Here is a 25792-nt window from a genome sequence, read left to right as displayed (position 1 = left end):
ATGCCCGTTCAATTGCTGCAGGAAACCCCTTCGCAAACCGCTGGCCCTTACGTGCACATTGGTCTGGCCCCGCAAGTGGCCGGCAACCCGACCCGCGAGCTGGAAATCTGGAACGAGATGGCCAGGCCCGAAGCGCCGGGTGAGCACATCGTGCTGCTGGGCAATGTCTTCGATGGCAACGGCCACCTGATTCGCGATGCCTATCTGGAGTTCTGGCAGGCCGATCATCAGGGCGTTTATGACCACGAATTTCATCCCGACCGGCCGTTCAACGGCTTTGGCCGCACCGCAACCACCGATGACGGTCAGTGGCTGTTGAAGACCGTAAAACCGGGTTCGGTGCGCAATGCGGCGGGTGTGCCGATGGCTGCGCATATTAATGTGTCGCTGTTTGCCCGTGGCATCAATATTCATCTGCAGACGCGGTTGTATTTCGATGACCAAGCACAGGCCAATGCCATCGACCCGGTGCTGAACCTTATCGAGCAGCCGCCGCGTCGCGAAACCCTGATTGCGCGTCGTTGTACGCACGAGGGCCAATCGGCCTATCGTTTCGACATCCGCGTGCAGGGTGAAGGCGAAACGGTGTTTTTCGATTTCTGAAGCATGTGCGTGCGTTTCACGGCGCCTGCATCGGCAGGCGCCCTTATAAAAATAAAAGGACACCTTCATGACGCTTACAGCCAGCGGCCCTGCAACCGGCACGCTCGACGTACAGGCTTTCATCAACGCGCAGCCGTTATCCGGGTATCAGTGGCGGATCGTTGCGCTGTGCTTTCTGATCGTGTTTCTCGACGGCCTGGACACCGCGGCGATGGGCTTTATCGCGCCGGCGCTCAGTCAGGATTGGGGCATCGACCGGGCCAGCCTCGGCCCAGTAATGAGCGCCGCGCTGATCGGCATGGTCTTCGGTGCGCTGGGTTCCGGCCCGCTGGCTGACCGTTTCGGGCGCAAGGTGGTGCTGGTGGTGGCGGTGTTCCTGTTCGGGATTTTCAGCCTGGCGTCAGCCTACAGCAGCAACATCGACCAGTTGCTGGTGCTGCGCTTGCTAACCGGCCTCGGGCTGGGCGCTGCGATGCCCAATGCCACCACGCTGCTCTCGGAATACACCCCGGAGCGGCTCAAATCCTTGCTGGTGACGAGCATGTTCTGCGGGTTCAATCTGGGCATGGCCTGCGGCGGTTTTGTGTCGGCCAAGCTGATCCCCAGCATGGGCTGGCACAGCCTGCTGATGCTCGGCGGTATCCTGCCGTTGGTACTGGCGGTGGTGCTGATGGTCTGGCTGCCGGAGTCGGCACGCTTTCTGGTGGTGCGCAATCGCGGGGCCGAGCAGATCCGCAAGGTGCTTGCGCCGATTGCGCCCAAAGCAGTGGCGGGGGTGACTGCGTTTACGGTTCCCGAACAGAAAACCGTCAGCAGCCGCAACGTTCTGAAAGTGATTTTTTCCGGTACGTACAGCGCTGGCACCTTGCTGTTGTGGCTGACCTATTTCATGGGGCTGGTGATCGTTTATCTGCTGACCAGTTGGCTGCCCACATTGATGCGTGACAGCGGCGCGAGCATGGAGCAGTCGGCGTTCATCGGGGCGTTGTTTCAGTTTGGCGGCGTGTTGAGCGCCGTGGGTGTCGGCTGGGCGATGGACCGTTACAACCCGCATAAAGTCATCGGCTTCGCCTATGCGCTGGCTGGGGTGTTTGCGTACCTGGTCGGGCAGAGTCTGGGCAATGTCGCGGTACTGGCCACACTGGTACTGCTCGCGGGTATGTGCATCAATGGCGCGCAGTCGGCGATGCCGTCGCTGGCGGCACGTTTCTACCCCACGCAGGGCCGCGCCACGGGCGTATCGTGGATGCTCGGGATCGGCCGTTTCGGTGCCATTCTGGGCGCGTGGGCCGGTGCCACGTTGCTGGGCCTGGGCTGGAATTTCGAGCAGGTACTGACTGCGTTGGTGATCCCGGCGGCACTGGCGGCGCTGGCGATCCTGATCAAGGGGTGGGTCAGTCATTCCGATGCCACTTGAAACCGTTCAATCTGGAGCGTTGATGTGAACAGACCGAGCAATCAACTGTTTGATGCCTATTTCACGCAGTCCGATATGCGCGACATTTTCTCGGACGAAGGCCGGGTGCAGGGCATGCTCGATTTCGAGGCTGCGCTGGCTCGGGCGCAGGCGCGAGTCGGCCTGATCCCGCAACAGGTCGTGGCTGATATCGAGCAGAGCTGCCGCGCCGAGCTGTTCGATTTCGACGAACTGGCCATTGCCATAGGCAGCGCCGGCAATTCGGCGATCCCGTTGGTCAAGGCGCTCGGCAGGCAGATTGCTGCGCGCAACCCGCAAGCCGAGCGTTACGTGCACATGGGCGCGACCAGTCAGGACGTGATGGACAGCGGGCTGGTGCTGCAAATACGCCGGGCGATCGTCTTGCTGGAGCGTGACCTTGCGCAACTGGCCAAGGCACTGGCTGAACAGGCGCAGCGCCATGCTGCTACGCCGCTGGCCGGGCGCACCTGGTTGCAGCAGGCCACGCCGGTCACGCTGGGGATGAAAATCGCCGGTTGGCTGGGCGCCATCACTCGCCATCGCCAGCGCCTGAACGAGATCAAACCGCGCCTGCTGTGCCTGCAATTCGGCGGCGCGTCCGGCAGCCTTGCGGCGCTGGGCGACCGGGCCTTCCCGGTGGCGCAAGCACTGGCGGGTGAATTACAGCTGGAACTGCCCGAGCAGCCCTGGCACACCCAGCGTGATCGTCTGGTGGAGTTTGCCAGCGTCCTGGGCTTGATCGCCGGCAGCCTCGGCAAGCTTGGGCGTGACGTCAGCCTGTTGATGCAGACCGAAGTGGGTGAGGTATTCGAGCCTTCCGCACCGGGCAAAGGTGGCTCTTCGACCATGCCGCACAAGCGCAACCCGGTGGGTGCAGCGGTGATGATCGGCGCAGCCACTCGGGCACCGGGGCTGGTTGCGACGATGCTGTCGGCCATGCCACAGGAGCACGAGCGCAGCCTGGGCCTGTGGCACGCCGAGTGGGAAACCCTGCCTGAGCTGTGCTGCCTGGTGTCCGGTTCGCTGCAACAGGCATTGCAGGTGATACCCGGTCTGCAAGTAGACGCCGAGCGCATGCGGGTCAATCTGGAATCCACCCAAGGCCTGGTGCTGGCCGAAGCTGTGAGTATTGCGCTGGCCCAGCGTATCGGCCGTGACGCGGCCCATCATCTGATCGAACAATGCTGTCGGCGTGCGGTGGAGCAGGGCGCGCATCTGCGTCAGGTGCTCGGAGACAACCCGCAGGTCAGCGAGCAACTTACTTGCGCCGAGCTGGATCGCCTGCTCGATCCGGCCCATTACCTTGGCCAGGCCCGCCTGTGGGTCGAACGTGCCGTGGCTGAACACACAAGGATTTCCCGATGACCGAAGACGAACGTTACGAAGCTGGCATGCAGGTGCGCCGCGCTGTGCTGGGCGACACACATGTCGATAACAGCCTGAGCAAACTGACGCCCTTCAACGAAGAATTTCAGGAAATGATCACCCGGCACGCCTGGGGTGATATCTGGACCCGCCCAGGCTTGCCCCGCCACACACGCAGCCTGGTCACCATCGCCATGCTGATCGGCATGAACCGTGAGGGCGAATTGCGTCTGCACCTCAAAGCTGCAAAAAACAACGGCGTGACCCGCGAAGAGATCAAGGAAGTGCTGATGCAGAGCGCGATCTACTGCGGCATTCCGGCGGCCAACGCGACGTTTCACCTCGCCGAAGCGGTGTGGGACGAGATGGGTGTGGAGTCGTTGAAGGAGGAATGAAAAGTCGCCTAACGAGGAGTGCTGCGAAATGTCATGCCTTGCCCGAATCTCACTGACTCGCAGAACCAACATGCGGCGCGTAGCGCCACAAAGATGACGCAGAGCGTCCAGAACGGCATGCGACGCGGAGCGTCGTACGATAGTTGATAATCAAAGCGCTTTTTTACCGCTACGGCACTGACGACGCAGAGTGCGACGTAAGTGACAGGGCGAAGGAACCCGACGAAGTCGGGCCGGAAACGGAGCGGGGATTTTGATTACTTTGATCCTTCAAAGTCAGTCGCCGAGGGGCGAAAAGGTGACTTGAGCCGTAAACACATCCAGCTGACATCGCAGAACCGCAGTGTGACGCGGAGCGTCATAGATCTGAGCCGCGCCGCATACTCAAGATCGGACGCAGAGCGTCCAGAGCGGCATGCGACGCGGGAGCGTCGGCACGATAGTCAACGCCGCCACGTTACTCAGCCGTGGCGGCTATTTTTCAGGTTTTCAGAGCAGCGACAGCGGGTAGCTGACGATCATACGGTTTTCGTCGAACTGGTTAGTGCTGTAATCACGGCGCATGGTCGAGTTGCGCCACTTGAGCGACAGGCTTTTGAACGCACCACTCTGAAACACATAGGCCAACTCGGTTTCCCGTGCCCATTCTTCGCCATCGGTGATAGCGCCGGTGTGCACGTTGTCGCCGCTGATGTAGCGGTTCATCAGGGTCAGGCCAGGCGCGCCGAGGGCTGCGAAGTCGTAATCGTGACGCAACTGCCAGGATTTCTCTCTGGCATTGTCGAAGCTGGAGTTGTAACTGTCGTTGGCCAGTGTGCCACCGCTGGTGCCGTTGACGCGCATCCACGCGCTGTCGCCGCTGACCTTCTGCAGGCCCACGTAAAAAGTGTTGCCGCCGTGTCGTGCCGAGAGCAGGGCGGACCAGGTCTTGTTGTCCAGATCACCCGCCAGCGACTGGCCATCATCCTTGCCCTGGAAGTAGCCGAGGTTGGCTCCCAGCGTCCAGCTGCCCAGCGGCTGGCTGTGCAGCAGGTTGAAATACTGCTGATGGTAGATGTCTTCAAGCTGGGCGTACCACACGCCAACCTGAGTGCGTTTTTCGTTGAACACATACTCGCCGCCGCCGAAGTTGAAGCGGTCGGAGGTGAACGCGGCGCGGCCAGTCATGGACATGTCTTGCATGCTGGCGTCGTTGCGCGGGCTGTTGGCGCGGAACTGGCCACCGTACAAGGTCAGCCCGTCGATCTCTTTGGAGGTGATCTGCCCGCCCTGAAAGGTTTGCGGCAGCGAGCGGCCGTCATCGGAGCGCAGGATCGGCAACACCGGCATCCATTCGCCGACCTTCAATTCGGTTTTCGAGAAACGCGCCTTGCCTGCCACGGCCAGACGCCCGAAGTCGTCGGCCGGGCGTCCATCACTGTGAATCGGCAGCAGCTGTGTGCCGCCCGTGCCTTTGCCGCCGTCCAGTTTGAGCGAGTAAAGCCCCAGCGCATCGACACCAAAGCCCACGGTGCCTTGGGTAAAACCGGAGCGTGCGTCGAGAATGAAGTTCTGCGTCCATTCCTCGGCGTAATTCTGCGCGTTGGCCGGGTCGACGAAGTTGCGGTTGATGTAGAAGTTGCGTAGGTTCAGATTGACCTTGGCGTCTTCGACGAACCCGGCGGCGTGACTCAATGCAGGGGCGAGGGTGGAGGCGATGGCCGCAGAGAGGCCGCAAGCGATTTTGCAAGAGACGTTCGAGCGCATGGAACAGACCTTTTTTGTAGTTATTGAGTCGTTGTAGCTGGCTGCGATAGTGAAATGCCGGGGCGCGGTGTGCAATTGTGAAACATCTGTTTTGGGCGGTTACCGAACGTTAATGTACTGGTCCGAACATTTTGTGCAGGACGTTGCAAAAGCGTGTGCGATGCTCACTGATCTGTAGATACAGGCGGCGTATACAGCCTGAAACTTGAACAAGGAAGCCCGATGAGCCCTGCCAGCACGCCGTTGTCCGGCGTCAATCAACCGTTGAAAGGAATTGGCTTCATTCTTCTGGCGACCTTTCTGTTTGCCAGTCACGACACGCTGTCCAAATACCTGTCCGGTTTCTACCCGATCATTCTGGTGGTCTGGGCGCGCTATCTGGTGCACACGTTGCTCATGGCCTGCATCTTCATGCCATCGGCGGGTTTGCGCGTGCTGCGCACCAAACGCCCCGGCTTACAGGCACTGCGCGCGCTGGCCTTGCTGGGCACCAGTCTGTTGTTCACCAGCAGCCTGATGTTCATTCCGCAGGCAGAAGCCACGGCGGTCAACTTTCTTGCGCCGCTGCTGGTCACCGCATTGTCGGTGCCGCTGCTGCATGAACGAGTGACGCGTGGGCAGTGGATTGCAGTGGTAGTCGGGTTTGTCGGGGGTGATGATCATCATTCATCCGGGCGGCGAGTTGTTCACGCCGGCGATTCTGCTGCCGTTGTCGTCGGCCTTGTGCTTTGCGCTTTATCAACTGCTGACGCGGCTGGTCAGCCCGTTCGACAGCCCGACCACCAGCAATTTTTTCGCCGGGCTGTTCAACACGCTGGTGATGAGCGCGCTGGTGCCATTTTTCTGGGAAGTACCGGCGCTCAAGCATCTGCCGTTTCTGCTCGCACTGGGTGCGTGCGGCATGTCCGCGCACCTGCTGCTGACCCAGGCCTTCCGCTTCGCTGCGCCCGCCATGCTCGCGCCGTTCAGCTATTGCCAGATCGTCTTCGCCGGGCTGTTGGGATTTCTGGTGTTCGACCACATGCCATCGCCCACCGCACAGGCCGGCATCGCGATTATCTGCCTGAGTGGCCTGGCGGCGGCATGGCAACAGCGGCGCAAGGGTGGATAGCGTCTGGCGCTGAAACCTGTGGCACCGATCTCACTGACCTCGCGGACACCCATAGCAAAAAGGCCCGGTCACTGAGTGAGCCGGGCCTTTCTGATGCCGTCAGACGATTACTCGCTCAGCGTAGGCACCTTGCGCGGAGCCATGAAGTACAGCCAGATCAGCGCGATGAAGTACATCGCCGGGATCATGGTGAACAACACGTTGTAATTGTTGTTGGTCGCGGTCAGCACCGCACCGACGATCTGGGTCATGAACATGCCGCCGACGGCTGCGCACATGCCGCCAAAGCCGAACACCGTGCTCATCATGTGCTTGGGCGTGTAGTCCATCACCAGGCTCCAGATGTTCGCGGTCCAGGCCTGATGCGCGCCGACTGCCACAGAGATGGCCAGCACCGCGACCCACAAGCCGCTGGCGTTGGCGGCGAACACCACGCTGCAGATGGTGATGGCGAATATCAGCATTGACAGCAGACGCGCTTTGGTCGCCCGCATGCCGCGCCCGATCAGCCACGATGACAGGATACCGCCACCCACGCTGCCGAAGTCGGCGGTCAGCCAGATCAGGATCAGCGGGATGCCCATCTGCGTCACGCTGATGCCCAGGTTGTATTGCTGATTGAGAAACGGCGGCAACCAGTACAGGTAGAACCAGAACACTGGCGCGGTGATCGCGTAAGCCAGCGCGAATGCCCAGGTGCCGCGCATCTTCAGAATGCCGGTGAAAGGCACCTTGACCGGCGCAGGCTCGACCTCCTGATTGATGTAGTCCAGTTCGGTTTTGCTGACGGTCGGGTGCTCTTCAGGGTTGTAGTACTTCAAGCGCCACATGATCACCCAGATCAGCCCCAGCGAACCCATCGCCACGAACGCCGCCTGCCAGCCCCAGACAGTGAGGATCAGCGGCAGCAACGCTGGCGTCAGCATCGCACCGACGTTGGTGCCAGCGTTGAAGATGCCAGTCGCCACCGCACGCTCACCGGCCGGGAACCACAGGCGCGTGGTTTTCACGCAGGCCGGGTAGTTGGCCGCCTCGGTCAGGCCGAGAATGAAGCGGCAGACCATGAAGCCGACCGCAGACGTCGCCAGGCCATGTGCACCGGTCGCCAGGCTCCACAACAGCACGGCGAGGAAGAACGCGCGCTTGACGCCGACCTTGTCGATGAAACGGCCTTGCAACACAAAACCGACGGCGTAGCCGACCTGAAACCAGAAGTTGATGTTGGCGTAGTCCATCGCCGTCCAGCTCATCTCCTTGGCCAGGATCGGCTGCATGACCCCGAGCGCCGCCCGGTCGATGTAGTTCAGCGTGGTGGCGAAGAACACCAGGGCGAGCATGCCCCAGCGGGTCTTGCCCACGGCAAGAGCGCCGCGAATCTTTTCGCCCATCCCGGCACGGGTAACAGGGTTGTTCTGGGTATTGAGCATGATGATCTAACCATCCGTTCCAGGACTGTGCTGCTGGCAACAGTCGGACTGAGAAGTCCACTCGATGCAGGCGTTGTGCAGGTAAAGTGAAGTCGTAGTACCGTGAATCGACTGGCCGATTGACTCAGGCTTTCATCGAGACGGTCCGTCGGGCCGACAATTTACAGGTTGGGCCGCGCAAGTGCGTTGGAATGTTTCAGGCGACGCGAACCTGAAGCGGGCTTTTGGCCTGTTCGGTTCGTCGGGCATGACGTCTGGTAGGACGGGCGGGCGAGCGGGTGAGCAAAGCGAGAAGGGTGCGCATGAGCAATGTTCCTGTTTTTTTGATTGTTATGGGTTGCTGCTGATGAAGCATAAATGTCGTACGTTCGACTGCCGGGGCTATCCTGCAATGTGATGCTGATGGTGAGCATTACGCGATACAGCGTCAATTGAGTAAAACGGCTTTTGTTCGATAATCGAACGTAAAACTAACCGGTTCGTACACTTTATGTTGCTGTAGTATTTTGACAGGCAAATACTTTACTCGCACCTCTGAATAAGGCCGGGAAAGGCCGGAATGCGGTGCTGTCCAGTCGCGACCCGTAGAGGTCGCGTTCATCCAGGAGCTGAAAAGCATGCAGCGTTCAATTGCTACCGTATCCTTGAGCGGTACTCTGCCCGAAAAGCTCGAAGCCATCGCCGCAGCCGGCTTTGACGGCGTCGAGATTTTCGAAAACGATTTGTTGTATTACGACGGTAGCCCACGCAACGTCAGGCAGCTATGCGCCGACCTGGGTATCGCCATCACCCTGTTCCAGCCATTCCGCGATTTTGAAGGCTGCCGTCGCGACCGACTGCAACGCAATGTGGATCGCGCCGAACGCAAATTCGACCTGATGCAGGAGCTGGGCACCGATCTGGTGCTGGTCTGCAGCAATGCGTCTGCCGACTCGGTGGGCGATGAAAACATTCTTCTTGATGACCTGAGTTTGCTGGCCGAGCGTGCTGGCGCCCGCAACCTGCGTGTCGGTTATGAAGCGCTGGCGTGGGGCAAGCACGTCAATACCTGGCAACAGGTCTGGAACCTGGTGCGTCAGGTTGATCATCCTGCGCTGGGTGTGTTGCTCGACAGCTTCCACACGTTGTCGCTCAAGGGCGACCCGAGCGCGATTGCGCAGATCCCCGGCGACAAGATCTTCTTCGTGCAGATGGCCGATGCGCCGATTCTGGCGATGGACGTGCTGGAATGGAGCCGCCATTTCCGCTGTTTCCCAGGGCAAGGCGAGTTCGATCTGGCCGGGTTCCTTGCGCCGATTCTGCGCAGCGGTTACACCGGCCCGTTGTCGCTGGAAGTATTCAATGATGGCTTCCGTGCCGCCCCGACCCGCGCCAACGCAGCAGACGGCTTGCGTTCGTTGCTGTACCTGGAAGAAAAAACCCGCCAGTTGCTGGCGCGTGACGAGCCGGTGGCGGTTCCCGAGGTGCTGTTCAATCCGCCGCCTGCCAGCAGCTATAACGGTGTCGAGTTTCTTGAATTCGCAGTCGATGAGAGCCACGCGGCTCGCTTGTCAGGCTGGTTGCAGCGGCTCGGTTTCGCCAAGTTGGGGCAGCACCGTTCCAAAGCTGTCAGCCTGTTGGGGCAGGGTGATATCAAGATTGTGCTCAACGCCGAGCCGTATTCGTTTGCCCACAGTTTTTTCGAGGCGCACGGGCCTTCGCTGTGCGCCACCGCCCTGCGTGTCGATGACGGTCATCAGTCGCTGGAGCGTGCGCGTGCGTTCAAAGGGCAGCCTTATCGCGGTCTGGTCGGCCCCAATGAGCGGGAGATTCCGTCGGTGCGTGCGCCGGACGGCAGCCTGATCTACCTGGTCGACAACGCCTCGCCGGGTGACTCGATCTACGACAGTGATTTTGTCGTCGACACTCAAGCGGTCGCCAAGGGCGGTTTGCAGCGTATCGACCACATGGCCATGGCGCTGCCCGCCGACAGCCTGGACAGCTGGGTGCTGTTCTACAAAAGCATTCTGGATTTCGAAGCTGATGACGAAGTGGTGCTGCCCGACCCTTATGGCCTGGTCAAAAGCCGAGCGCTGCGCAGTCGTTGCAGCACCGTTCGCCTGCCGCTGAATATTTCCGAGAACCGCAATACGGCCATTTCCCACGCGCTGTCGAGTTATCGCGGTTCTGGTGTGCACCACATTGCGTTTTCCTGCGAGGACATCTTTGCCGAGGTCAGCCGCGCCAAGGAAGCCGGTGTGCCGTTGCTGGACATCCCGCTCAATTACTACGACGACCTGGCAGCGCGCTTCGATTTCGACGAAGAGTTTCTCAGCGAACTGGCGTATTACAACGTGCTTTATGACCGCGATGCGCAGGGTGGCGAACTGTTTCACGTCTACACCGATGCATTTGACGGGCGTTTCTTCTTCGAGATCCTGCAGCGTAAGAATGGCTATGTGGGCTACGGCGCCGCCAACGTGCCGGTGCGTCTGGCCGCAATGGCCAAGGCGCGTAACGTGGCGGCGCGTCAGGCACGTTTGTAGAAAACGCTTGATGCAAATGTTGCGAGGGTTCGGAGCCCTCGCAGCTTCCCTCCATTCACGGTCAGCTTCATACTCCGCGCATTACCCGTGGTCATGAGCCAACAATGAAAAAAATCGACTCCGCTGTTGCCGTTGAACCTGCCGCCACAGTGCCCAAGGGCCGCAAGAACAACCCGGAAAAAACCCGTGAGGATATCCTCAAGGCCGCTGTCGCCGAGTTTGTCGCGCACGGCCTGACGGGCGCGCGCGTCGATGCCATTGCCGAACGCACCAAGACCTCGAAACGGATGATCTATTACTACTTCGGCAGCAAGGAGCAGTTGTACGTCGAAGTGCTGGAAAAGCTCTACGGGGCGATTCGCAACACCGAAAGCGAGCTTAATCTGGGCGAGCTGGAGCCTTTGGAGGCGATCCATCGGGTGGTCGAGTTCACCTTCGATCACCACGACAGCAATGTCGATTTCGTGCGCATCGTGTGCATCGAAAACATTCATAACGGCGAGAACGTCAAGCAGTCCGATACGATCCAGGCCAAGAGCCAGAACATCATCAGGGCGCTAGACGGCATCCTGCGCCGCGGTGAAGCCAGCGGCCTGTTCCGCGACGGCGTTCATCCGGTGGACCTGCACCTGATGATCAGCTCGTTCTGCTTCTACCGCATCTCCAACCGCCACACGTTCAGCGAGATCTTCCAGATCGAGCTGTGGAGCGATGAGGTCAAGCAGCGTCACAAGGCGATGATCTGCGACGCTGTGCTGCGTTACCTCAAGCGCTGAGGCTTACAGGGTGTGGAAGTGCGCCATCATCCGTTGCGCATCAGCGGACCGGCCACTGAACAGCTCGAACGCCTTGACCGCCTGAAACACCGCCATGGTGCTGCCATCCAGCGTGCGGCAGCCCAGTGCGCGGGCGTGCTTGAGCAGCTCGGTTTCCAGCGGGAAGTAAATGATTTCAGCCACCCACAGCGCGGGCCGCAGCAGTTCAACCGGCAACGGCGTGCCCGGCAGCTTGGCCATGCCCACCGGCGTGGTATTGACCAGCCCGTCGGCTTCGGCCATTGCCGCAGGCAGGTCAAGACCGACCTGCGCGCGTCCGGCACCGAAATGCTCATTGAGGTTATCCACCAGGCCTTGCGCACGCTGCGTTTCGACCTCGAACACGGTCAGGCGCTCGACGCCCGCGCTCAGCAGCGCATGAGCCACGGCAGCGCCTGCGCCACCTGCGCCCATTTGTACTACGTGCTGGCGTGGCGCCTTGTCCAGCCCGCGCTGGAAACCTTCGGCAAAACCCAGGCAGTCGGTGTTGTGCCCGATGCGTTTCCCGTCCTTGAAAACCACGGTGTTGACCGCACCGATGCCGCGCGCTTCGTCGGACAGTTCGTCCAGCAACGGGATGACCGCCTGTTTGCAGGGAAAGGTGATATTCAGGCCGGTAAAGCCGCAGTTCTGCGCGCTTTCGACAAGCCGGGGCAGGGCGTTGATGTCCAGTTGCAGCGCGTCGATATCGATCAGCCGGTACAGGTAGCGCAGGCCCTGTGCATCGCCTTCGTGCTCATGCATGGCGGGCGTTCGCGAAGCCTGGATGCCGGAGCCGATCAGGCCGGCGAGTACGGAGGTGTGTTCAGCATGGGTCATAAAATATGTCTCTTGTTTTTGTGACGCTGCCCGGTGACGAGCAGGAGTTGAACCGAATGTACCAGATGGTTAATAGTGCCGCAGGTAGCCGGCGATTGCCATGCAGCGATGTTGTGCGGTGATCGCCCTGATCAGCGATAATCCCCGGCCAGCCGCCTCAGGCAAACCAGAGTCCGAGCCCACGTATGTCCGAGTCCGTTTTCAGTGCCGCACAGCAACAAGCCAGCACCTTGTACCTGCCGCCGGGTCCGTGGGCGACTGTGCTCGATTGCCTGTGCGCGAAATTCACGGCCATCAGCCGTGAACAGTGGCTGGACCGTATCGCCCGTGACCGGGTGCTGGATGCCGACGGAAAAACCATTACGCCGGACATGGCCTATCGCGAAGGGCTGAAGATTCATTACTTTCGTGAAGTGCCCAATGAAACGCCGATCCCGGTGGTCGAGACCATTCTCTATGCCGACGAACACCTTGTCGTCGCCGACAAGCCGCACTTTCTTCCCGTGACACCGGCTGGCGAATACGTCGAACAGACCTTGTTACGCCGCCTGATCCATCGCCTCGACAACCCCGATCTGGTGCCGCTGCACCGTATCGACCGGCACACCGCCGGGCTGGTGCTGTTTTCAGCCAACCGGCAGACCCGCTCGGCTTATCAGACACTGTTCCCCACCCGGCGTATCGACAAATGCTACGAAGCCATTGCGCCAGCGCTGCCTGGACTTGAGTTTCCGCGCCTGCACGAGAGCCGTCTGGTCGAGGGCGAGCCGTTTTTTCGCATGCAGGAAGGGCCGGGCGTCAGCAACACGCAGACGCGCATCGAAGTGCTGGAGCGGCACGGGCCATTATGGCGTTACGGGCTGCACCCGGTGACGGGCAAGAAGCATCAGTTGCGCGTGCACATGGCGGCGCTGGGCGCTGCGATCTGCAATGACCCGTTCTACCCTGATGCCCTGAAGGATCCGGTGGACGACTACCGGCACCCATTGAAATTGCTCGCCAAAAGCCTGCGCTTCACCGATCCGCTCAGCGGCGAACCGCGTCAGTTCGAGAGCCTGCTCACGCTGGAGTGGTAAGGCATCAAGCTCAATGGCAGGCCAAAAAAAACCCGCACTCGGCGGGTTTTTTCGAATCAGTCACGCGACGCCCGGATCACAGATCCTTGACGGTACGTACCTGGTCCTTGTTGATGCGGGTCTGCTTGCCATCGAGCTGTTTGAACTCATAGAAACCCGAGTCTTCATCGTACTTGGGAGTATCGACGGCCTGGATTTCACGACCATCGTTCAGAGTGATCACAGTGGGCGATGCGCAACCGGCGAGGGAGGCGATGCTCAGTGCAAGCAGAAAGGCAGCGGGAAGGGTCCGTTGTTTCATTACTGTGTCTCCAGATGGATTCTTGATTACTGAACTCTCAGACGTATTCGCCGTCCGCAAGTTCCGTATACACCGTGCGCAAGTTCAATAACCACTTACTTACGGTCATTTTCATTGATCCCTGCCAATAGACAGGGTGTGTTCAGGTTGGCCAGGCGTGGATCATTGGCTTCCAGCTGTACAGCGACTGGTTGCAGTGGCTCCATGGCCCGCCGCGGGCTGCGTTCGCCGGCCAGCCATGCGGCTTCCAGCGTTGCGGCACAAGCGACCGGGATCATACATAAAAGTGGCTGCCAGTGCTGACCTTCGCGCACCATGACGGGTCTTTGCGGATATTCAAACGCTTTTTCGCGCATCGCCCGCAGCAATGGCTCATCGACCAGAGGCCCGTCGCAGGGCAGCACCAGCAACCACTGATGACGAGCGCGCGGCAGTGCGGCGCGAATCCCGGCCAGGGGGCCGTTGAAGTCGGTGTCGTCATCCTTGACCAGTTGATCGGCGTATTGCGCATAGCGCTCGATGTTGCGGTTGCAGGAAATGATCAGGTCGTCAGTCAGGGGCCGGGTCAGGGTGTGCAAATGCTCGATCAGCGCCTTGCCCTGCCACTCGATCAGGCCCTTGTCACGCCCGCCCATACGCTGCCCGCGACCTCCGGCCAGCAGCAGGATAGAGCAGGGGGGCAGTGCGGCACGGACATTCATCAAACACTCGGCGGGCAGGCAAAAGGAGTGCTGTGATATAACACCGGCCTGTTTCCTTCACAACTGGATGAGGCCATGAAAGCCAAGGCTGACACACCTTTCGTACCCCTGAATATCGCCGTACTGACCGTCAGCGATACCCGCACCCGCGAAACCGACACCTCGGGGCAGATGTTCGTTGACCGCCTGACCGACGCCGGTCATGGCCTGATCGAACGCGTCCTGCTCAAGGATGATTTGTACAAAATCCGTGCTCAGGTCGCCACCTGGATTGCCGACGATCAGGTGCAGGTCGTGCTGATCACCGGCGGCACCGGCTTTACCGGCCGTGACAGCACCCCCGAAGCCGTGGCGTGCCTGCTGGACAAGCAGGTCGACGGGTTTGGCGAGCTGTTCCGGCAGATATCCGTGCCGGACATCGGCACCTCGACCATTCAGTCCCGCGCGCTGGCCGGTTTGTCCAATGGCACGCTGGTTTGCTGCCTGCCGGGTTCGACCAATGCCGTGCGCACCGCATGGGACGGGATTCTCGCCGAGCAACTGGACTCGCGCTTCCGGCCCTGCAACTTCGTGCCGCACCTCAAGCAGGCCGAGCCCTGCGCGACCCGCGGTTGAGTGCTGATGAACAACGAGCCAAAAACCCTGTTGCCGGTTGAAGAGGCCATTGCCCGACTGCTGGCAATGGCCGAGGCCACGCCAATCACCGAACGCCAGCGCGTCTCGCTGGCCGATGCCGAAGGCCGCGTGCTGGCGGTGGATCTGGTTTCCACGCTGGACCTGCCGCCCTGGCCGAACAGCGCCATGGACGGTTATGCCTTGCGCCATACGGACTGGACCGGCGAGCCGCTGACCGTCAGCCAGCGCATTTTTGCCGGCCAGGCACCCGAGCCACTGGCCCCCGGCACCTGCGCACGGATCTTCACCGGTGCGCCGATGCCCGAGGGTGCTGATTGCGTCGAGATGCAGGAAAACGCCGACGTGCTGGCAGACCAGCGTGTGCGCTTCAGCGAGCCGCTGAGCGTCGGGCAGAACATTCGCCCGCAGGGCCAGGAAACCCGTATCGGCGACAGCGTACTGGCAGCCGGCACGCGCCTGGGTCCTATCGAGCTGGGCCTGGCCGCTTCTTTGGGCCTTGCCGAGCTGGAAGTGATTCGTCGCGTGCGCGTGGCGGTGCTGTCCACCGGTGATGAATTGATCGAGCCCGGCCAGCCACTGGGGCCGGGGCAGATCTACAACAGCAATCGGGTGTTGCTGTGCAGTTGGCTTAAGCGATTGCACTGTGACGTGGTGGACGCGGGCATTCTGCCGGACGACCTGCTACAGACCCGCGCGGCACTGGCAAACCTGCACGACGTCGATCTGATCCTCTCAACCGGTGGCGTCTCGGTCGGTGAAGCGGATTTTCTCGGCCATGCTTTGCGCGAAGAGGGCGAACTGACGCTGTGGAAGCTGGCGATAAAACCTGGCAAGCCGCTGACCTTCGGGCATTTCCGTGGTGTGCCGGTGATTGGCCTGCCCGGTAATCCGGCCTCGACGCTGGTCACGTTCGCCTTGCTGGCGCGCGCTTACCTGCTGCGTCGTCAGGGGGTGATGGAGGTCGCGCCGATGCAGTTTCCCGTGCCGGCGGGGTTTGTCTGGACGCGTCCCGGCAATCGTCGCGAGTACCTGCGCGGTCGTCTGGAACAGGGCCGGGCCGTTGTCTATCGCAACCAGAGTTCTGGCGTGCTGCGCAGTGCTGCGTGGGCTGACGGTCTGATCGAAGTGCGTGAGGGCACGACAGTGGCCGAGGGCGACTGGGTGAGCTTCATTCCGCTGAGTGAACTGCTCGGTTGAATGTATTCAAATGGTGGGCCCGATGCACATGAGCTACCCTCAACAACGCTGACAAAGTGGGCAACCGGACTTCGCCCTGGAGTATTGTTATGGCGTCATTGAGAGTGGCTTGTGTCATTCCGACCTACAACGGCCGCAAGGACCTGGAGCGGCTACTGGATTCACTGGCCACGCAGACGGCCAGCTTCGACACGCTGATCGTGGATTCCAGTTCTTCGGACGGCACGCTGGAACTGGCGCAAGCCCGCTGCGCCACTGTGCTGCGCATTGACAGCAAGGATTTCAACCACGGCGGCACCCGGCAGATGATGGTCGATGTGCACCCGGACTACGACGTCTACGTCTACATGACCCAGGACGCCTACGTCGAAGACATCGACGCCATCGCCAATATTCTGCTGCCTTTCGCCGACCCGAAAGTCGGTGCCGTGTGTGGCCGTCAATTGCCGCACAAGAACGCTAACCTGCTGGCCCAGCATGCACGGCTGTTCAACTACCCGCCGACTTCTCAGATCAAGACCCTGGCAGACGCTGGCACCCTGGGGATCAAGACGCCGTTCATGTCCAATTCCTTCTCGGCCTATCGTGGCGAGGCGCTGCGGGCGATCGGTGGCTTTCCTCGGCATGTGATCCTCTCCGAAGACATGTATGTCACGGCGAAAATGCTCATCGATGGCTGGAAAGTGGCCTACGAAGGCTCTGCCGTGTGCCGTCATTCTCACAACTACAGCCTGCGCGAAGAGTTCTGCCGCTACTTCGACATTGGCGTGTTTCAGTCCCGAGAAGCTTGGATCTACGAGACGTTCGGCGGGATTGGCGGCGAGGGCATGCGCTACGTGAAATCCGAGCTGAAATTCCTCGGCCCGCGGCGCCTCCTCTGGTGGCCCATGTCGTTTGTACGCAATGCGCTGAAACTGCTGGCCTACAAGCTGAGCAAACAGGAGAAACGCTTGCCCCGTGGTTTGAAGAAAAAGCTCGGGATGTACAAGCGCTACTGGGACAGCCCTTACGCGTGAAGCTGGCCAGTGCACCGGGCGGCCAGGCGGCCCGGTGCGCTGGCTAATCAGCCTTTGGCCGCTTCTTCGTCCAGACGGTCCGCCTCGAACAGTTGCGCAAGATCGGCGCGTGCTTCGCGGGCAGTCTGCAGCACCTTGGCGTCGTCGTCATACACTTCGTGCTGGGCAGCCAGCACCTGTTCGTCGTGACGCTTGAAGCGGCTGATGCGGGCATCGGCCTGCGCCTCGGTCAGGCCCAGGCCCATCAAGGTCTGACGGCTCATTTCCAGGCTTGAATAGAACGTCTCGCGCACAGCATGCGCGCCGATGTCCATCAGCCGGTGAACGTGCTGGCGGTTACGTGCGCGGGCGATGATTTTCATGTGCGGATACAGCTTGCGGATCAACTCGGCAGTCTTGATGTTGGTGTCCGGATCATCCGTCGCGATGACAAAGTATTGCGCTTCATCGACCTTGGCGGCACGCAGTATTTCCGGGCGCAACGGGTCGCCATAGAACACTGGCACGTTGCCAAAACTGCGTGAGAATTCAATCGACTCCACGGCGGTATCCAGGGCGATGAAAGGGACTTTCTGCGCTCGCAGGATCCGCGCGACGATCTGCCCCATACGGCCCATGCCGGCAATCACTACTCGGGGTTTGTCGGTTTGAATGTCGCGGTACTCGTCCGGCACATTCACCACCTTGGCCTTGGGCTTGATCCAGCGTGCCAGCGCAATGAACAGCAACGGGGTAATGGCCATCGACAAGGTAATGGTCAACACCAGCATGTCGTACAGCCCGGCCTCGAACAGCCCTTGCGTGCTGCCGATCTTGAACACCACAAAGGCAAACTCGCCCCCGGCGGCCAGCACCAGGCCCAACTGCAATGCGCTGCGGTTATTGAGGCCGCCCGCGGTGCGACCGATGATGAACAGCATCGGCAGCTTGATGGCGATCAGCAGCAGGGTCAGGCCCAGCACCGCCAGCGGCGAGCTGAGCAACAGGCCGACGTTGGCGCCCATGCCGACGCTGATAAAGAACAGCCCCAGCAGCAGACCCTTGAACGGCTCGATCTGGGCTTCCAGCTCGTGACGGTATTCGGAATCGGCCAGCAACAGGCCCGCGAGAAACGCGCCGAGCGCCATCGACACGCCGACCAGCTCCATCAGCCACGCTGTACCGATCACCACCAGCAAGGCGGTGGCAGTCGAGACTTCCTGGATTTTGGTCTTGGCGACAATCCGGAACACCGGGCGCAGCAGGTAGCGCCCGCCGATCACCACGATGGCAATACTGCCGAGCACGCGCAGGCCATGATTCACGCTTTCACCCGTGTTCATGGCGTGATCAGCGCCGGCCAGAAACGGCACCATGGCAATCAGCGGAATCGCGGCAATGTCCTGAAACAGCAGAATCGCGAACGCCATCCGCCCATGCGGGCTATTCAGCTGCTTGCGCTCTGCCAGGCTTTGCAGGCCGAAAGCGGTGGACGACAGCGCCAGGCCCAGCCCGAGAATGACCGCGGTGTTCAGTGACTGGCCGAAGGCAAACAGCGCGATTGCGCCGATCACCAGACCGGTCAGCATCACTTGCGCCATGCCCACGCCAAACACCGCTTTGCGCATCACCCACAAGCGCTTCGGTGACAGCTCCAGGCCAATGATGAACAACAGCAACACCACGCCGAGTTCGGAAATATGGCTGACACTCTCCGTATCGCCAATCAACCCCAGCACCGAGGGGCCGATGATCACGCCCGCTAACAAATAACCGATGACAGCGCCCAGCTTCAGGCGCTTGGCCAGCGGGACGGTCAGCACCGCCGCGAGTAAGAACACCACCGCGGCCTGCAACAGGCTGCCTTCATGGGGCATGTAAAACTCCTTGGTAAACATTGAACACACTGTTGAAACAGGGCGCCATTAAAGCATGTGAGTTTTACACGGCAACGTTCATCGCAGCATGACAGTCATCAACGCGATTGATAAAGCGTCTGTGAGGGGTGCAGGCAGGAGAGGGGCAGGGCAGCCTGACGATGCGAATCGCCGCGCATCGGCGTAAGCTATGCGCGCAAACAGGCAGCGCCAACTGCCCGTCATGAGCTTTCAGGAAATCGTTATGACCAACAAACAGCGTTTGATTTACTCGCTTCTGATCGCCCTCGGCGTTCTGGCGATCATGCTCGGCTTGTCGCATCTGCAAAACAGCGGCGTCATCACTGAAAAGACCTTTCAGTACATTGCCATCAGCGTGGCCGTACTGGTCGTGATACTCAACGGGATCATGCGTCGCAAGGTCAAGCGCTAGGAGCTTTGCTGACAAAGCTCAGGCGCAACTCACTGCGCGTGATGTTTCGCTTCGCCGAGCCACTCACGGGCACGAGGGTGCAGGCTGTAGGTCTTGTCGTCATTGAGGTTGATTACCCCTTCATCGCACAAGCGCTTGAGTACTTCGCGCACGCTCAGAAACGACAGCGGCACATCCAGCCTCAACAGCTGGCTGTGCACACCGCGCACGCCCAATGGCTGACCTTCGTCGCTCGATACCAGCAGCGCGTCCAGCACCTTGAGCCGAACCAGGCTGGTGCGCAGGCCAAAACTTTTCAGCAGCAACCGGATGTGTTCGTTGCCGGGCCGCTCGGTTTCCAGAGCGGGCGACTGTGCCTGCGCAGCCAGCGCCGTCTGCCGCAGCAAGGTGCGAGTCGTGATTCCTTGGCGATTGAACATCCACAAACTCCTTTTCAGGCTTTTAAGCACATCATGCTTTTTAAATAACCATGCATTTTAAATAATCTCAGTACTAAGACGAACGAGCGCCGCAAAACCTCAGTCATGGATGAAAAAAAACAGAAATTTCCCACGCACATGGGTTCGCCGCACTGTTGTGGGGTTCAGGGTAGATGAAGATTTACAGGCGACGCGGGCAGTGTCAGCCTTTCGGTGCGTCAGGCACTTTGCGGTTGAGCACCGGGTTGCCGTTCTGGTTCTGCGTCACATAGACCGGCAGTACCTTGGGCAGGGAGGTCAGCAGGCTGGACAGGTCGCGGGTGTTGTAACTGCCGCCCAGGCGCATGGCACCGGTCGCGCTGTCGGCCAGTAGAATAGGCGTTGGCAGGTAGCGATTGATCAGCGGCAGTGCCTGACTGAGCGGCAGGTCGTCAAAAATCAGCTTGCCGTTACGCCACGCCAGGCTGGTGTCGCGCGCTTTGGTTTGTCTGATCAGCGGGCTGTCGTCGCCGGTCTTGAAGCTGGCCTGCATGCCTGGGTCCAGATGATGGCCGCCCTCCGGGTGCGTGCGGTCGCTATTGACCAGCACCGAGCCCTCTACCAGCAGTACGCGCACCTGATCCTGATACGTCCACACATTGAAGCGCGTGCCGGTGACCCTGATGCTGCCCTGGCCAGCATCGACCACAAACGGATGCGTGCTGTCGTGGCTGACCTCAAAGAACGCCTCGCCCTTGCTCAGCGTGACGCTGCGTCGATCCTTGTAATTGGCGTACGTCAGTTCGGTGCCCAGGTTCAGCTCTGCGCGGCTGCCGTCGGAGAGCACCACCAGACGTGTGTCGGTGTCGGCGCTGTACGACTCATAGGCGTTCGGCAACCAGCCCTGATTCCAGCCAACGACACCTGCCACCGGCACCGCCAATGCGATGATGGCTGCGGCAGCAGCCAGCGGTGCCCAGCGGCGCTGGCGGCGTGGTAATCCCGGACTGGCCTGTAATGCCACGCTCGGCAGGAGGGGAGGCGGATTGAGCGGTTCGATCTGCCCGGTGATGTCCCAGATTTCTGCCATGGCCTGATATTCAGCCGCATGCAGAGGGTGGGCCTTCAGCCATTGATCGAACGCCTTCTTTTCAGCGGCCGTGCAGTCATCAGCATGCAGCCGCATGCACCAATGCGCGGCTGCATCGGTGATTGCATCGTGTTCTGCCTTGCTGAAAAGAGGGTCGCTCATGGGCGCTCCGGTCAATGCCGTTGGCGCATTCTACCCTCTGATTTCAAGCAGAGAGAACATTCGCTGGCTATTACCCATCAATGGGTTGCTTATTTCCGTGTGAATGCAAGCTGCTCTCATTGATAGGGCCGTGACCGTGGCTGTTCTTGCAGGGCCTGCGGCGCTACGCTGGGCATCTGATTCTCGCTTCTGCAGTCTCCCGCCCCGTTGCCACGCACAGGAGTTTCAAATGTCCGCCAGCCACGCTGACCAGCCCACTCAAACCGTTTCTTACCCGCAACTGATCGACCTGCTGCGCCGGATTTTCGTGGCCCACGGGACCTCACCGGAGGTCGCCGATGTACTCGCTGAAAACTGCGCCAGTGCCCAGCGCGACGGTTCGCACAGTCATGGCATCTTTCGCATTCCCGGCTATCTGTCTTCGTTGGCCAGCGGTTGGGTGGATGGCAAGGCGGTGCCGGTGGTCGAGGATGTCGGCGCGGCATTTGTCAGGGTCGATGCTTGCAACGGCTTTGCCCAGCCGGCACTGGCGGCGGCCAGGTCACTGTTGATCGACAAGGCGCGCAGTGCCGGGGTCGCGATTCTGGCCATTCGGGGCTCGCATCATTTCGCCGCGCTGTGGCCAGATGTCGAACCGTTTGCCGAGCAGGGGCTGGTTGCGCTGAGCATGGTCAACAGCATGACCTGCGTTGTACCCCACGGTGCTCGGCAGCCCTTGTTCGGCACCAACCCGATCGCCTTCGGTGCGCCGCGCGCAGGTGGCGAGCCCATCGTTTTTGACCTGGCCACCAGCGCCATTGCCCACGGTGACGTGCAGATTGCTGCGCGTGAAGGGCGGTTGCTGCCGGCGGGCATGGGTGTTGATCGTGACGGGCTGCCGACGCAGGAGCCTCGCGCCATTCTCGACGGCGGGGCGCTGTTGCCGTTCGGCGGGCACAAGGGCTCGGCCTTGTCGATGATGGTCGAGTTGCTGGCGGCAGGGCTGACCGGTGGCAATTTCTCGTTCGAGTTCGACTGGTCGAAGCATCCCGGCGCACAGACGCCCTGGACCGGCCAGTTGCTGATCGTCATTGATCCCGACAAAGGTGCCGGTCAGCACTTTGCGCAGCGCAGCGAGGAACTGGTGCGCCAGCTTCATGGGGTCGGCCAGGAACGATTGCCCGGCGACAGGCGTTACCTGGAGCGGGCACGCTCGATGGCGCACGGAATAGTCATTGCCCAGGCCGACATTGAGCGTTTGCAAGAGCTGGCAGGCCACTGAGCTATTTACATATTCGCTGACCATTCGTCGTGATCAGTCTTGTGTCCGGGACCGGATATAAATACTGTATGCATGAACAGTAAGAACGAATGAGGTCTGTCATGTCCCTGAAGTCAGCGCAAAGCCCGATTGCTCAACAACATCGCACGCTCTCTGCTACCCATGAAATGCAGCGTGAAGATTTTCTCAGGCTGGCGGCTGCGCTGCGTCAGTTCAACGCTTACCAGCCAGATGTGTCCATTGCCATTGCGGCGGCGCGTGCCGGTGGCGAGTATCGCCAGGCCAGCGCGGTGGAATAGCTCGCCTGCCGTCAGCCTGCATGCCTCATCTTGATTGTGAGTATACGAAGCGTATATGCTTCATATATTCAATGTGAGGTGAAACATGGGTCTGGTAAAAATTTCCGAAAACATGCACGCCAATCTGCGCTCCGCCAGTGTTGCGCTCAGCCGCTCCATCAATGCCCAGGCCGAGCACTGGATGCGCATCGGCATGCTTGCCGAGTTGCACCCGGCGCTGGATTACAGCGAGATCTGCCAGATGCTGATCCGTCTCGAGAACGCCGGTGACACCGTGTTGACCGCGTCGAATTTCAATGTGTCGGATCTGTCTGCGGCCAGCCTGTCGAAGGCAGCCTCATGAGCAGCGCCATCGGTATCAAGACCGAACAGGACCTGGTGCAATTGCGCATAGCCGGCAGGCTGGCTGCCGATGTGCTCGCGATGATCACGCCGTACGTTAAAGCAGGCGTCAGCACCGAAGCGCTCGATGATCTCTGCAATGAATACATCGTCAAAGAGCTGAAAGTGATCCCCGCGAACGTGGGTTATCACGGTTTCACCAAAACCACCTGCATCTCTCCCAATGCGGTGGTCTGCCACGGCATACCCTCGTCCAAAGACATCTTGAAAGAGGGCGACATTGTCAATATCGACGTCGCGGTCATCAAGGATGGCTGGTACGGCGACACCAGCCGTATGTACCTGGTCGGTGAGGTCAGCCCTCTGGCCAGGCGCCTGGTCGAGACAACGTACGAGGCCACCCGCGCCGGTATTCACGCGGTGCGCCCCGGTGCAACGCTGGGTGATATCGGTTATGCGATACAAAGTGTCGCGCACCGTGAAGGCTTTAGCGTGGTACGTGAATATTGCGGGCACGGCATCGGCCGCAAGTACCACGAAGAGCCGCAGGTCCTGCATTACGGCACTCAGGGCAAGGGCCTCAAGTTGAAGCAGGGCATGGTATTTACCATTGAACCGATGATCAACGCAGGCAAGGCCGGTACCCGGACACTGCCGGATGGCTGGACTGTTCTGACCAGCGATCTTTCGCTGTCTGCGCAGTGGGAGCACATGGTGGCCGTGACCGCGACCGGGTTCGAGCTGCTGACACCGTGGCCTGACGGTACGGGCGACTACCCGGCCATTTGAGGCGGTTTTAAGATTCGCGTGCGCATGAATAATGGCCTTGCTTAAAGGCCATTATTTTTGGTGAAGGGACGGTCTCTCACGCTTCCAGCAGCATCGCTCTTTTCCAATGCACCTGCGTTATGCCGCACCGTTCGGCGTGCAAGGTCGCCAGGCGTATTGGCCCCGTGGACATATTGCCACTGATGGTCCCGACGCCTGCGTGCAGCGTTGCACAGTGCAGCGCTTCGCGTTGACACAGCTGCATTGTCCGATGCAGAAAACAGCGAAGCTCGCCATTGAATTCATAATGAATTTCAAATTCCGTTTGATGATTCATGATCCCTGCCTGTGATTATTATTCAGCGCACGCACGGGAAAGCCTCCTTCAATCAAGCCGCTGTCTGCACAGCGTAGAGCGAAATTATTTCGTTCTACGCCTGAGTTAACGGTTGTCCGATGAGTGGTTTTGCGGGGCACTCGAATGCATAAAACCCCTCGGAAAAGACCCTTCAAACGAGTGTTTTTGCGCCCATAGGCGAGGGCTATTTACACGCTTTCAAGTCCACCGGGCCGACAAACTCATTACCGCGCCCCATTACGCAGGCAACCTGCTGGTTACGCTGGCGCTCCCAGATCTGGGGAGGGTAGGTCTTGTCCCAGGCCTGATAAAGCTGTTGATCCTGACGCGACAGGCGCAAGTTGTATTGCTTGCTCATGTAGAAATAAGTGCGCGCGATCATGCCGCGTATCGATGGGCGCGGCATAACCTTTTTGGCCTTGAAGTCCACTTGAGTCAGGCATGAGCCGTACTGGCCTTTTTGCTCGGGAACCCAGCCAAAACTGAAGTTGCTGCGGTCACCGTTCACCTCACCGATGCTGGGCACCAGATTGTGCAGGTCTGCTTCGGCGCGTTTGTAAACGGGGTCAGACTTCGTGCAGTTCTTGCGACCGCCGTTCTGCCAGCACTGACGCAGATGGCCGATCTGCCAGGCCGGGACGATGTGTTCCCATTCGATGCGGCTGGCGCGCTTGGCGCTTTTGCGCGGTACATAGCCGCAGCCGGCGAGATCGACCCGCTTGCCGGTGTATTTGCAGCCGCAGTAAAACTCGGTCGACTGCGGCGCATACAAACCCCAGGCGACTTTCTTCGCTTCACTGAATGTACGCGGGGCTTGGGCCTGGGCCGGGAGTGAAGCGGTGATGAGCAGGGTGGTGCAAAACAATGCAAAAAATCGAAACGTCATGCCGTCAGTCTTCCTTCGGCAACGTCCAGAATATTTGTACGCCACCGTCGTCGCGCCAGGCGAGGGTGACATTATCGTTCTCGGCTATCTCTTCAAGGAGCTGCGCCCAGTCGTCCTCCGACTCGTCCGGCAGACGAAAAAGCAGGGCGGCCCTGGATTTCTGTGCGGTAGGCGAGTTGATGATTTTCTGTACCCGCATGCCCATACGCTCGTAAGGGCCGGGAATGGAGGGGGTCGCTGCGGTTTGTTTTGCCACGGAAAAGTTCCCTGAGTGAGCTGTACGGGCATACAGTATTTCAGTGTCGGATCTTTCGCAACACCTATGTAAGACAAAGCCCTGGAAGTGGCACAATGTCGTCTCGAAAAAACACGTATTGCTTCTGGAGTAGCGCATGAATATCAAGTCTCTGGCATTCCCGGTACTGGCCTCGGCCTTTGTGCTGTTGGCGGGCTGTTCCACGCCCTCGGTGGTGACCCTGCAAAACGGCACACAATACATCACCAAAGACATGCCCAAAACCAAAAGCCGTGATGGTTTTTACGAGTTCGAAGACCTGTCCGGCAAGACCATCCGAATCAAGGCCGACGAAGTGGCCACGGTCAAGCCTGAGGAGTGAGTGAGGGCTGATCGCTTGCGCGCGGTAAAAAGCGATCAGCACCCACAGATTTCATTTCTGACGGATTGACAAATCCTGCGGCTTTTTTCATAGTTCGCTCCTCGCAAACGTTTGCGTGTCGATGCACTGCATCGACCCTGCGTCGTTCGCC

General features: G+C 60.0%; 27 protein-coding genes and 1 pseudogene. 17 read left to right on the top strand and 11 right to left on the bottom strand.

Translation table 11 applies throughout. The annotated features are described in order from the left end of the window. The 4 genes from pcaG to pcaC all read left to right on the top strand — a co-directional run bounded on the left by pcaG (window position 1) and on the right by pcaC (window position 3801). Window positions 1–603: a protocatechuate 3,4-dioxygenase subunit alpha gene (pcaG, locus tag QRN38_RS05155; RefSeq protein ID WP_057419212.1), complete on the top strand. Its 603-nt coding sequence runs from the start codon at window positions 1–3 to the stop codon at window positions 601–603. 67 nt (window positions 604–670) lie between these two features. Continuing rightward, window positions 671–2020 carry a 4-hydroxybenzoate transporter PcaK gene (gene pcaK / locus QRN38_RS05150; protein ID WP_007246376.1) on the top strand — a complete coding sequence of 450 codons (1350 nt, stop codon included), beginning with the start codon at window positions 671–673 and terminating at the stop codon, window positions 2018–2020. Window positions 2021–2044: 24 nt separating this feature from the next. Continuing rightward, on the top strand, window positions 2045–3406 hold the full coding sequence (locus tag QRN38_RS05145; RefSeq protein ID WP_005765672.1) for a 3-carboxy-cis,cis-muconate cycloisomerase: 1362 nt from the start codon (window positions 2045–2047) through the stop codon (window positions 3404–3406). Continuing rightward, the gene (gene pcaC / locus QRN38_RS05140; protein WP_057419213.1) at window positions 3403–3801 is read left to right on the top strand and encodes a 4-carboxymuconolactone decarboxylase; all 399 of its coding nucleotides are present in this window, start codon (window positions 3403–3405) and stop codon (window positions 3799–3801) included. Before QRN38_RS05145 ends, pcaC begins: the two co-directional genes overlap by 4 nt. Before the next feature lie 489 nt (window positions 3802–4290). Here pcaC and QRN38_RS05135 read toward each other — a convergent pair whose 3' ends face one another. Then, window positions 4291–5547 carry an OprD family porin gene (locus tag QRN38_RS05135; protein WP_007246374.1) on the bottom strand — a complete coding sequence of 419 codons (1257 nt, stop codon included), beginning with the start codon at window positions 5545–5547 and terminating at the stop codon, window positions 4291–4293. A 222-nt stretch (window positions 5548–5769) separates the two neighbouring features. On the opposite strand from QRN38_RS05135, the pseudogene QRN38_RS05130 reads away from it, so the two are divergent. After that, a pseudogene (locus tag QRN38_RS05130) lies at window positions 5770–6658 on the top strand (DMT family transporter). 107 nt (window positions 6659–6765) lie between these two features. Here the strand turns inward: QRN38_RS05130 and QRN38_RS05125 are convergent. Then, window positions 6766–8085 carry an MFS transporter gene (locus QRN38_RS05125; protein ID WP_007246373.1) on the bottom strand — a complete coding sequence of 440 codons (1320 nt, stop codon included), beginning with the start codon at window positions 8083–8085 and terminating at the stop codon, window positions 6766–6768. Window positions 8086–8702: 617 nt separating this feature from the next. Between QRN38_RS05125 and quiC the strand changes: the two genes are divergently transcribed. Beyond that, entirely contained in the window at window positions 8703–10610 is a 1908-nt protein-coding gene (gene quiC / locus QRN38_RS05120; protein WP_005738807.1) for a 3-dehydroshikimate dehydratase QuiC, read from the top strand. 104 nt (window positions 10611–10714) lie between these two features. Further along, window positions 10715–11386, top strand: a complete 672-nt coding sequence (locus QRN38_RS05115; RefSeq protein ID WP_057419214.1) for a TetR/AcrR family transcriptional regulator — start codon at window positions 10715–10717, stop codon at window positions 11384–11386. Window positions 11387–11389: 3 nt separating this feature from the next. Here the strand turns inward: QRN38_RS05115 and QRN38_RS05110 are convergent, their stop codons facing one another. Then, on the bottom strand, window positions 11390–12244 hold the full coding sequence (locus QRN38_RS05110; RefSeq protein ID WP_057419215.1) for a shikimate dehydrogenase: 855 nt from the start codon (window positions 12242–12244) through the stop codon (window positions 11390–11392). A gap of 185 nt (window positions 12245–12429) precedes the next feature. On the opposite strand from QRN38_RS05110, the gene QRN38_RS05105 reads away from it, so the two are divergent. Next, window positions 12430–13320: a pseudouridine synthase gene (locus QRN38_RS05105; RefSeq protein WP_011103962.1), complete on the top strand. Its 891-nt coding sequence runs from the start codon at window positions 12430–12432 to the stop codon at window positions 13318–13320. A gap of 76 nt (window positions 13321–13396) precedes the next feature. Here QRN38_RS05105 and QRN38_RS05100 read toward each other — a convergent pair whose 3' ends face one another. Together QRN38_RS05100 and mobA are read right to left on the bottom strand one after the other, a co-directional pair. Beyond that, window positions 13397–13621: a YgdI/YgdR family lipoprotein gene (locus QRN38_RS05100; protein WP_003315600.1), complete on the bottom strand. Its 225-nt coding sequence runs from the start codon at window positions 13619–13621 to the stop codon at window positions 13397–13399. A gap of 95 nt (window positions 13622–13716) precedes the next feature. Next, on the bottom strand, window positions 13717–14322 hold the full coding sequence (gene mobA / locus QRN38_RS05095) for a molybdenum cofactor guanylyltransferase MobA (RefSeq protein ID WP_007246369.1): 606 nt from the start codon (window positions 14320–14322) through the stop codon (window positions 13717–13719). A gap of 75 nt (window positions 14323–14397) precedes the next feature. Between mobA and moaB the strand changes: the two genes are divergently transcribed. The 3 genes from moaB (at window position 14398) to QRN38_RS05080 (ending at window position 17171) form a co-directional block, all read left to right on the top strand. Further along, window positions 14398–14937, top strand: coding sequence for a molybdenum cofactor biosynthesis protein B (gene moaB, locus QRN38_RS05090; RefSeq protein WP_005617455.1), 540 nt, complete (start codon window positions 14398–14400; stop codon window positions 14935–14937). A 6-nt stretch (window positions 14938–14943) separates the two neighbouring features. Next, window positions 14944–16155, top strand: a complete 1212-nt coding sequence (locus tag QRN38_RS05085; protein ID WP_024666483.1) for a molybdopterin molybdotransferase MoeA — start codon at window positions 14944–14946, stop codon at window positions 16153–16155. 89 nt (window positions 16156–16244) lie between these two features. Beyond that, window positions 16245–17171, top strand: a complete 927-nt coding sequence (locus tag QRN38_RS05080) for a glycosyltransferase family 2 protein (RefSeq protein WP_007246368.1) — start codon at window positions 16245–16247, stop codon at window positions 17169–17171. A gap of 47 nt (window positions 17172–17218) precedes the next feature. On the opposite strand, the gene QRN38_RS05075 is transcribed toward QRN38_RS05080, so the two are convergent. Further along, on the bottom strand, window positions 17219–19027 hold the full coding sequence (locus QRN38_RS05075; protein ID WP_057419216.1) for a monovalent cation:proton antiporter-2 (CPA2) family protein: 1809 nt from the start codon (window positions 19025–19027) through the stop codon (window positions 17219–17221). Window positions 19028–19271: 244 nt separating this feature from the next. Here QRN38_RS05075 and QRN38_RS05070 point away from each other — a divergent pair, with 244 nt between their 5' ends. Continuing rightward, entirely contained in the window at window positions 19272–19460 is a 189-nt protein-coding gene (locus QRN38_RS05070; protein ID WP_005765655.1) for a hypothetical protein, read from the top strand. 29 nt (window positions 19461–19489) lie between these two features. Here QRN38_RS05070 and QRN38_RS05065 read toward each other — a convergent pair whose 3' ends face one another. Both QRN38_RS05065 and QRN38_RS05060 read right to left on the bottom strand, forming a co-directional pair. Further along, window positions 19490–19879 carry a hypothetical protein gene (locus QRN38_RS05065; protein WP_005765654.1) on the bottom strand — a complete coding sequence of 130 codons (390 nt, stop codon included), beginning with the start codon at window positions 19877–19879 and terminating at the stop codon, window positions 19490–19492. 202 nt (window positions 19880–20081) lie between these two features. Beyond that, window positions 20082–21110, bottom strand: coding sequence for a FecR family protein (locus QRN38_RS05060; RefSeq protein WP_007246365.1), 1029 nt, complete (start codon window positions 21108–21110; stop codon window positions 20082–20084). Window positions 21111–21339: 229 nt separating this feature from the next. On the opposite strand from QRN38_RS05060, the gene QRN38_RS05055 reads away from it, so the two are divergent. The 4 genes from QRN38_RS05055 to map all read left to right on the top strand — a co-directional run bounded on the left by QRN38_RS05055 (window position 21340) and on the right by map (window position 23801). Continuing rightward, window positions 21340–22371 (top strand): Ldh family oxidoreductase, encoded by a 1032-nt coding sequence (locus QRN38_RS05055; protein ID WP_057419217.1) that lies wholly within the window; start codon window positions 21340–21342, stop codon window positions 22369–22371. Between the two features lie 101 nt (window positions 22372–22472). Continuing rightward, window positions 22473–22670, top strand: coding sequence for a hypothetical protein (locus tag QRN38_RS05050; protein ID WP_005765651.1), 198 nt, complete (start codon window positions 22473–22475; stop codon window positions 22668–22670). A gap of 85 nt (window positions 22671–22755) precedes the next feature. Then, the gene (locus tag QRN38_RS05045) at window positions 22756–23013 is read left to right on the top strand and encodes a ParD-like family protein (RefSeq protein WP_005617470.1); all 258 of its coding nucleotides are present in this window, start codon (window positions 22756–22758) and stop codon (window positions 23011–23013) included. Beyond that, entirely contained in the window at window positions 23010–23801 is a 792-nt protein-coding gene (map, locus tag QRN38_RS05040) for a type I methionyl aminopeptidase (RefSeq protein ID WP_005765650.1), read from the top strand. The genes QRN38_RS05045 and map overlap by 4 nt, the downstream gene beginning before the upstream one ends. Before the next feature lie 76 nt (window positions 23802–23877). Here the strand turns inward: map and QRN38_RS05035 are convergent, their stop codons facing one another. From QRN38_RS05035 to QRN38_RS05025, 3 genes are all read right to left on the bottom strand, one after another. After that, entirely contained in the window at window positions 23878–24117 is a 240-nt protein-coding gene (locus QRN38_RS05035; RefSeq protein ID WP_007246362.1) for a DUF6555 family protein, read from the bottom strand. 205 nt (window positions 24118–24322) lie between these two features. After that, complete coding sequence (locus tag QRN38_RS05030) at window positions 24323–25024, bottom strand: endonuclease (RefSeq protein WP_005765647.1); 702 nt, start codon at window positions 25022–25024, stop codon at window positions 24323–24325. Window positions 25025–25028: 4 nt separating this feature from the next. Beyond that, window positions 25029–25280 (bottom strand): DUF1654 domain-containing protein, encoded by a 252-nt coding sequence (locus QRN38_RS05025; RefSeq protein WP_005765646.1) that lies wholly within the window; start codon window positions 25278–25280, stop codon window positions 25029–25031. A gap of 136 nt (window positions 25281–25416) precedes the next feature. On the opposite strand from QRN38_RS05025, the gene QRN38_RS05020 reads away from it, so the two are divergent. Next, window positions 25417–25641, top strand: a complete 225-nt coding sequence (locus tag QRN38_RS05020) for a YgdI/YgdR family lipoprotein (protein ID WP_005765645.1) — start codon at window positions 25417–25419, stop codon at window positions 25639–25641. The last annotated feature ends 151 nt before the right edge of the window (window positions 25642–25792 follow it).

Origin of the sequence: Pseudomonas sp. CFBP2511 (assembly GCF_030209255.1) — a bacterium.
Classification (GTDB): domain Bacteria; phylum Pseudomonadota; class Gammaproteobacteria; order Pseudomonadales; family Pseudomonadaceae; genus Aquipseudomonas; species Aquipseudomonas avellanae.
This window is presented reverse-complemented; position numbering and strand designations above follow the sequence as displayed.

Bases quoted from the DNA above. Each gene is read 5' to 3' on its own strand.
- pcaG (WP_057419212.1), top strand. From the start codon at position 1: ATGCCCGTTCAATTGCTGCAGGAAACCCCTTCGCAAACCGCTGGCCCT.
- pcaK (WP_007246376.1), top strand. From the start codon at position 671: ATGACGCTTACAGCCAGCGGCCCTGCAACCGGCACGCTCGACGTACAG.
- pcaC (WP_057419213.1), top strand. From the start codon at position 3,403: ATGACCGAAGACGAACGTTACGAAGCTGGCATGCAGGTGCGCCGCGCT.
- QRN38_RS05135 (WP_007246374.1), bottom strand. From the start codon at position 5,547: ATGCGCTCGAACGTCTCTTGCAAAATCGCTTGCGGCCTCTCTGCGGCC.
- QRN38_RS05125 (WP_007246373.1), bottom strand. From the start codon at position 8,085: ATGCTCAATACCCAGAACAACCCTGTTACCCGTGCCGGGATGGGCGAA.
- quiC (WP_005738807.1), top strand. From the start codon at position 8,703: ATGCAGCGTTCAATTGCTACCGTATCCTTGAGCGGTACTCTGCCCGAA.
- QRN38_RS05115 (WP_057419214.1), top strand. From the start codon at position 10,715: ATGAAAAAAATCGACTCCGCTGTTGCCGTTGAACCTGCCGCCACAGTG.
- QRN38_RS05110 (WP_057419215.1), bottom strand. From the start codon at position 12,244: ATGACCCATGCTGAACACACCTCCGTACTCGCCGGCCTGATCGGCTCC.
- QRN38_RS05105 (WP_011103962.1), top strand. From the start codon at position 12,430: ATGTCCGAGTCCGTTTTCAGTGCCGCACAGCAACAAGCCAGCACCTTG.
- QRN38_RS05100 (WP_003315600.1), bottom strand. From the start codon at position 13,621: ATGAAACAACGGACCCTTCCCGCTGCCTTTCTGCTTGCACTGAGCATC.
- mobA (WP_007246369.1), bottom strand. From the start codon at position 14,322: ATGAATGTCCGTGCCGCACTGCCCCCCTGCTCTATCCTGCTGCTGGCC.
- moaB (WP_005617455.1), top strand. From the start codon at position 14,398: ATGAAAGCCAAGGCTGACACACCTTTCGTACCCCTGAATATCGCCGTA.
- QRN38_RS05085 (WP_024666483.1), top strand. From the start codon at position 14,944: ATGAACAACGAGCCAAAAACCCTGTTGCCGGTTGAAGAGGCCATTGCC.
- QRN38_RS05080 (WP_007246368.1), top strand. From the start codon at position 16,245: ATGGCGTCATTGAGAGTGGCTTGTGTCATTCCGACCTACAACGGCCGC.
- QRN38_RS05075 (WP_057419216.1), bottom strand. From the start codon at position 19,027: ATGCCCCATGAAGGCAGCCTGTTGCAGGCCGCGGTGGTGTTCTTACTC.
- QRN38_RS05070 (WP_005765655.1), top strand. From the start codon at position 19,272: ATGACCAACAAACAGCGTTTGATTTACTCGCTTCTGATCGCCCTCGGC.
- QRN38_RS05065 (WP_005765654.1), bottom strand. From the start codon at position 19,879: ATGTTCAATCGCCAAGGAATCACGACTCGCACCTTGCTGCGGCAGACG.
- QRN38_RS05060 (WP_007246365.1), bottom strand. From the start codon at position 21,110: ATGAGCGACCCTCTTTTCAGCAAGGCAGAACACGATGCAATCACCGAT.
- QRN38_RS05055 (WP_057419217.1), top strand. From the start codon at position 21,340: ATGTCCGCCAGCCACGCTGACCAGCCCACTCAAACCGTTTCTTACCCG.
- QRN38_RS05050 (WP_005765651.1), top strand. From the start codon at position 22,473: ATGTCCCTGAAGTCAGCGCAAAGCCCGATTGCTCAACAACATCGCACG.
- QRN38_RS05045 (WP_005617470.1), top strand. From the start codon at position 22,756: ATGGGTCTGGTAAAAATTTCCGAAAACATGCACGCCAATCTGCGCTCC.
- map (WP_005765650.1), top strand. From the start codon at position 23,010: ATGAGCAGCGCCATCGGTATCAAGACCGAACAGGACCTGGTGCAATTG.
- QRN38_RS05035 (WP_007246362.1), bottom strand. From the start codon at position 24,117: ATGAATCATCAAACGGAATTTGAAATTCATTATGAATTCAATGGCGAG.
- QRN38_RS05030 (WP_005765647.1), bottom strand. From the start codon at position 25,024: ATGACGTTTCGATTTTTTGCATTGTTTTGCACCACCCTGCTCATCACC.
- QRN38_RS05020 (WP_005765645.1), top strand. From the start codon at position 25,417: ATGAATATCAAGTCTCTGGCATTCCCGGTACTGGCCTCGGCCTTTGTG.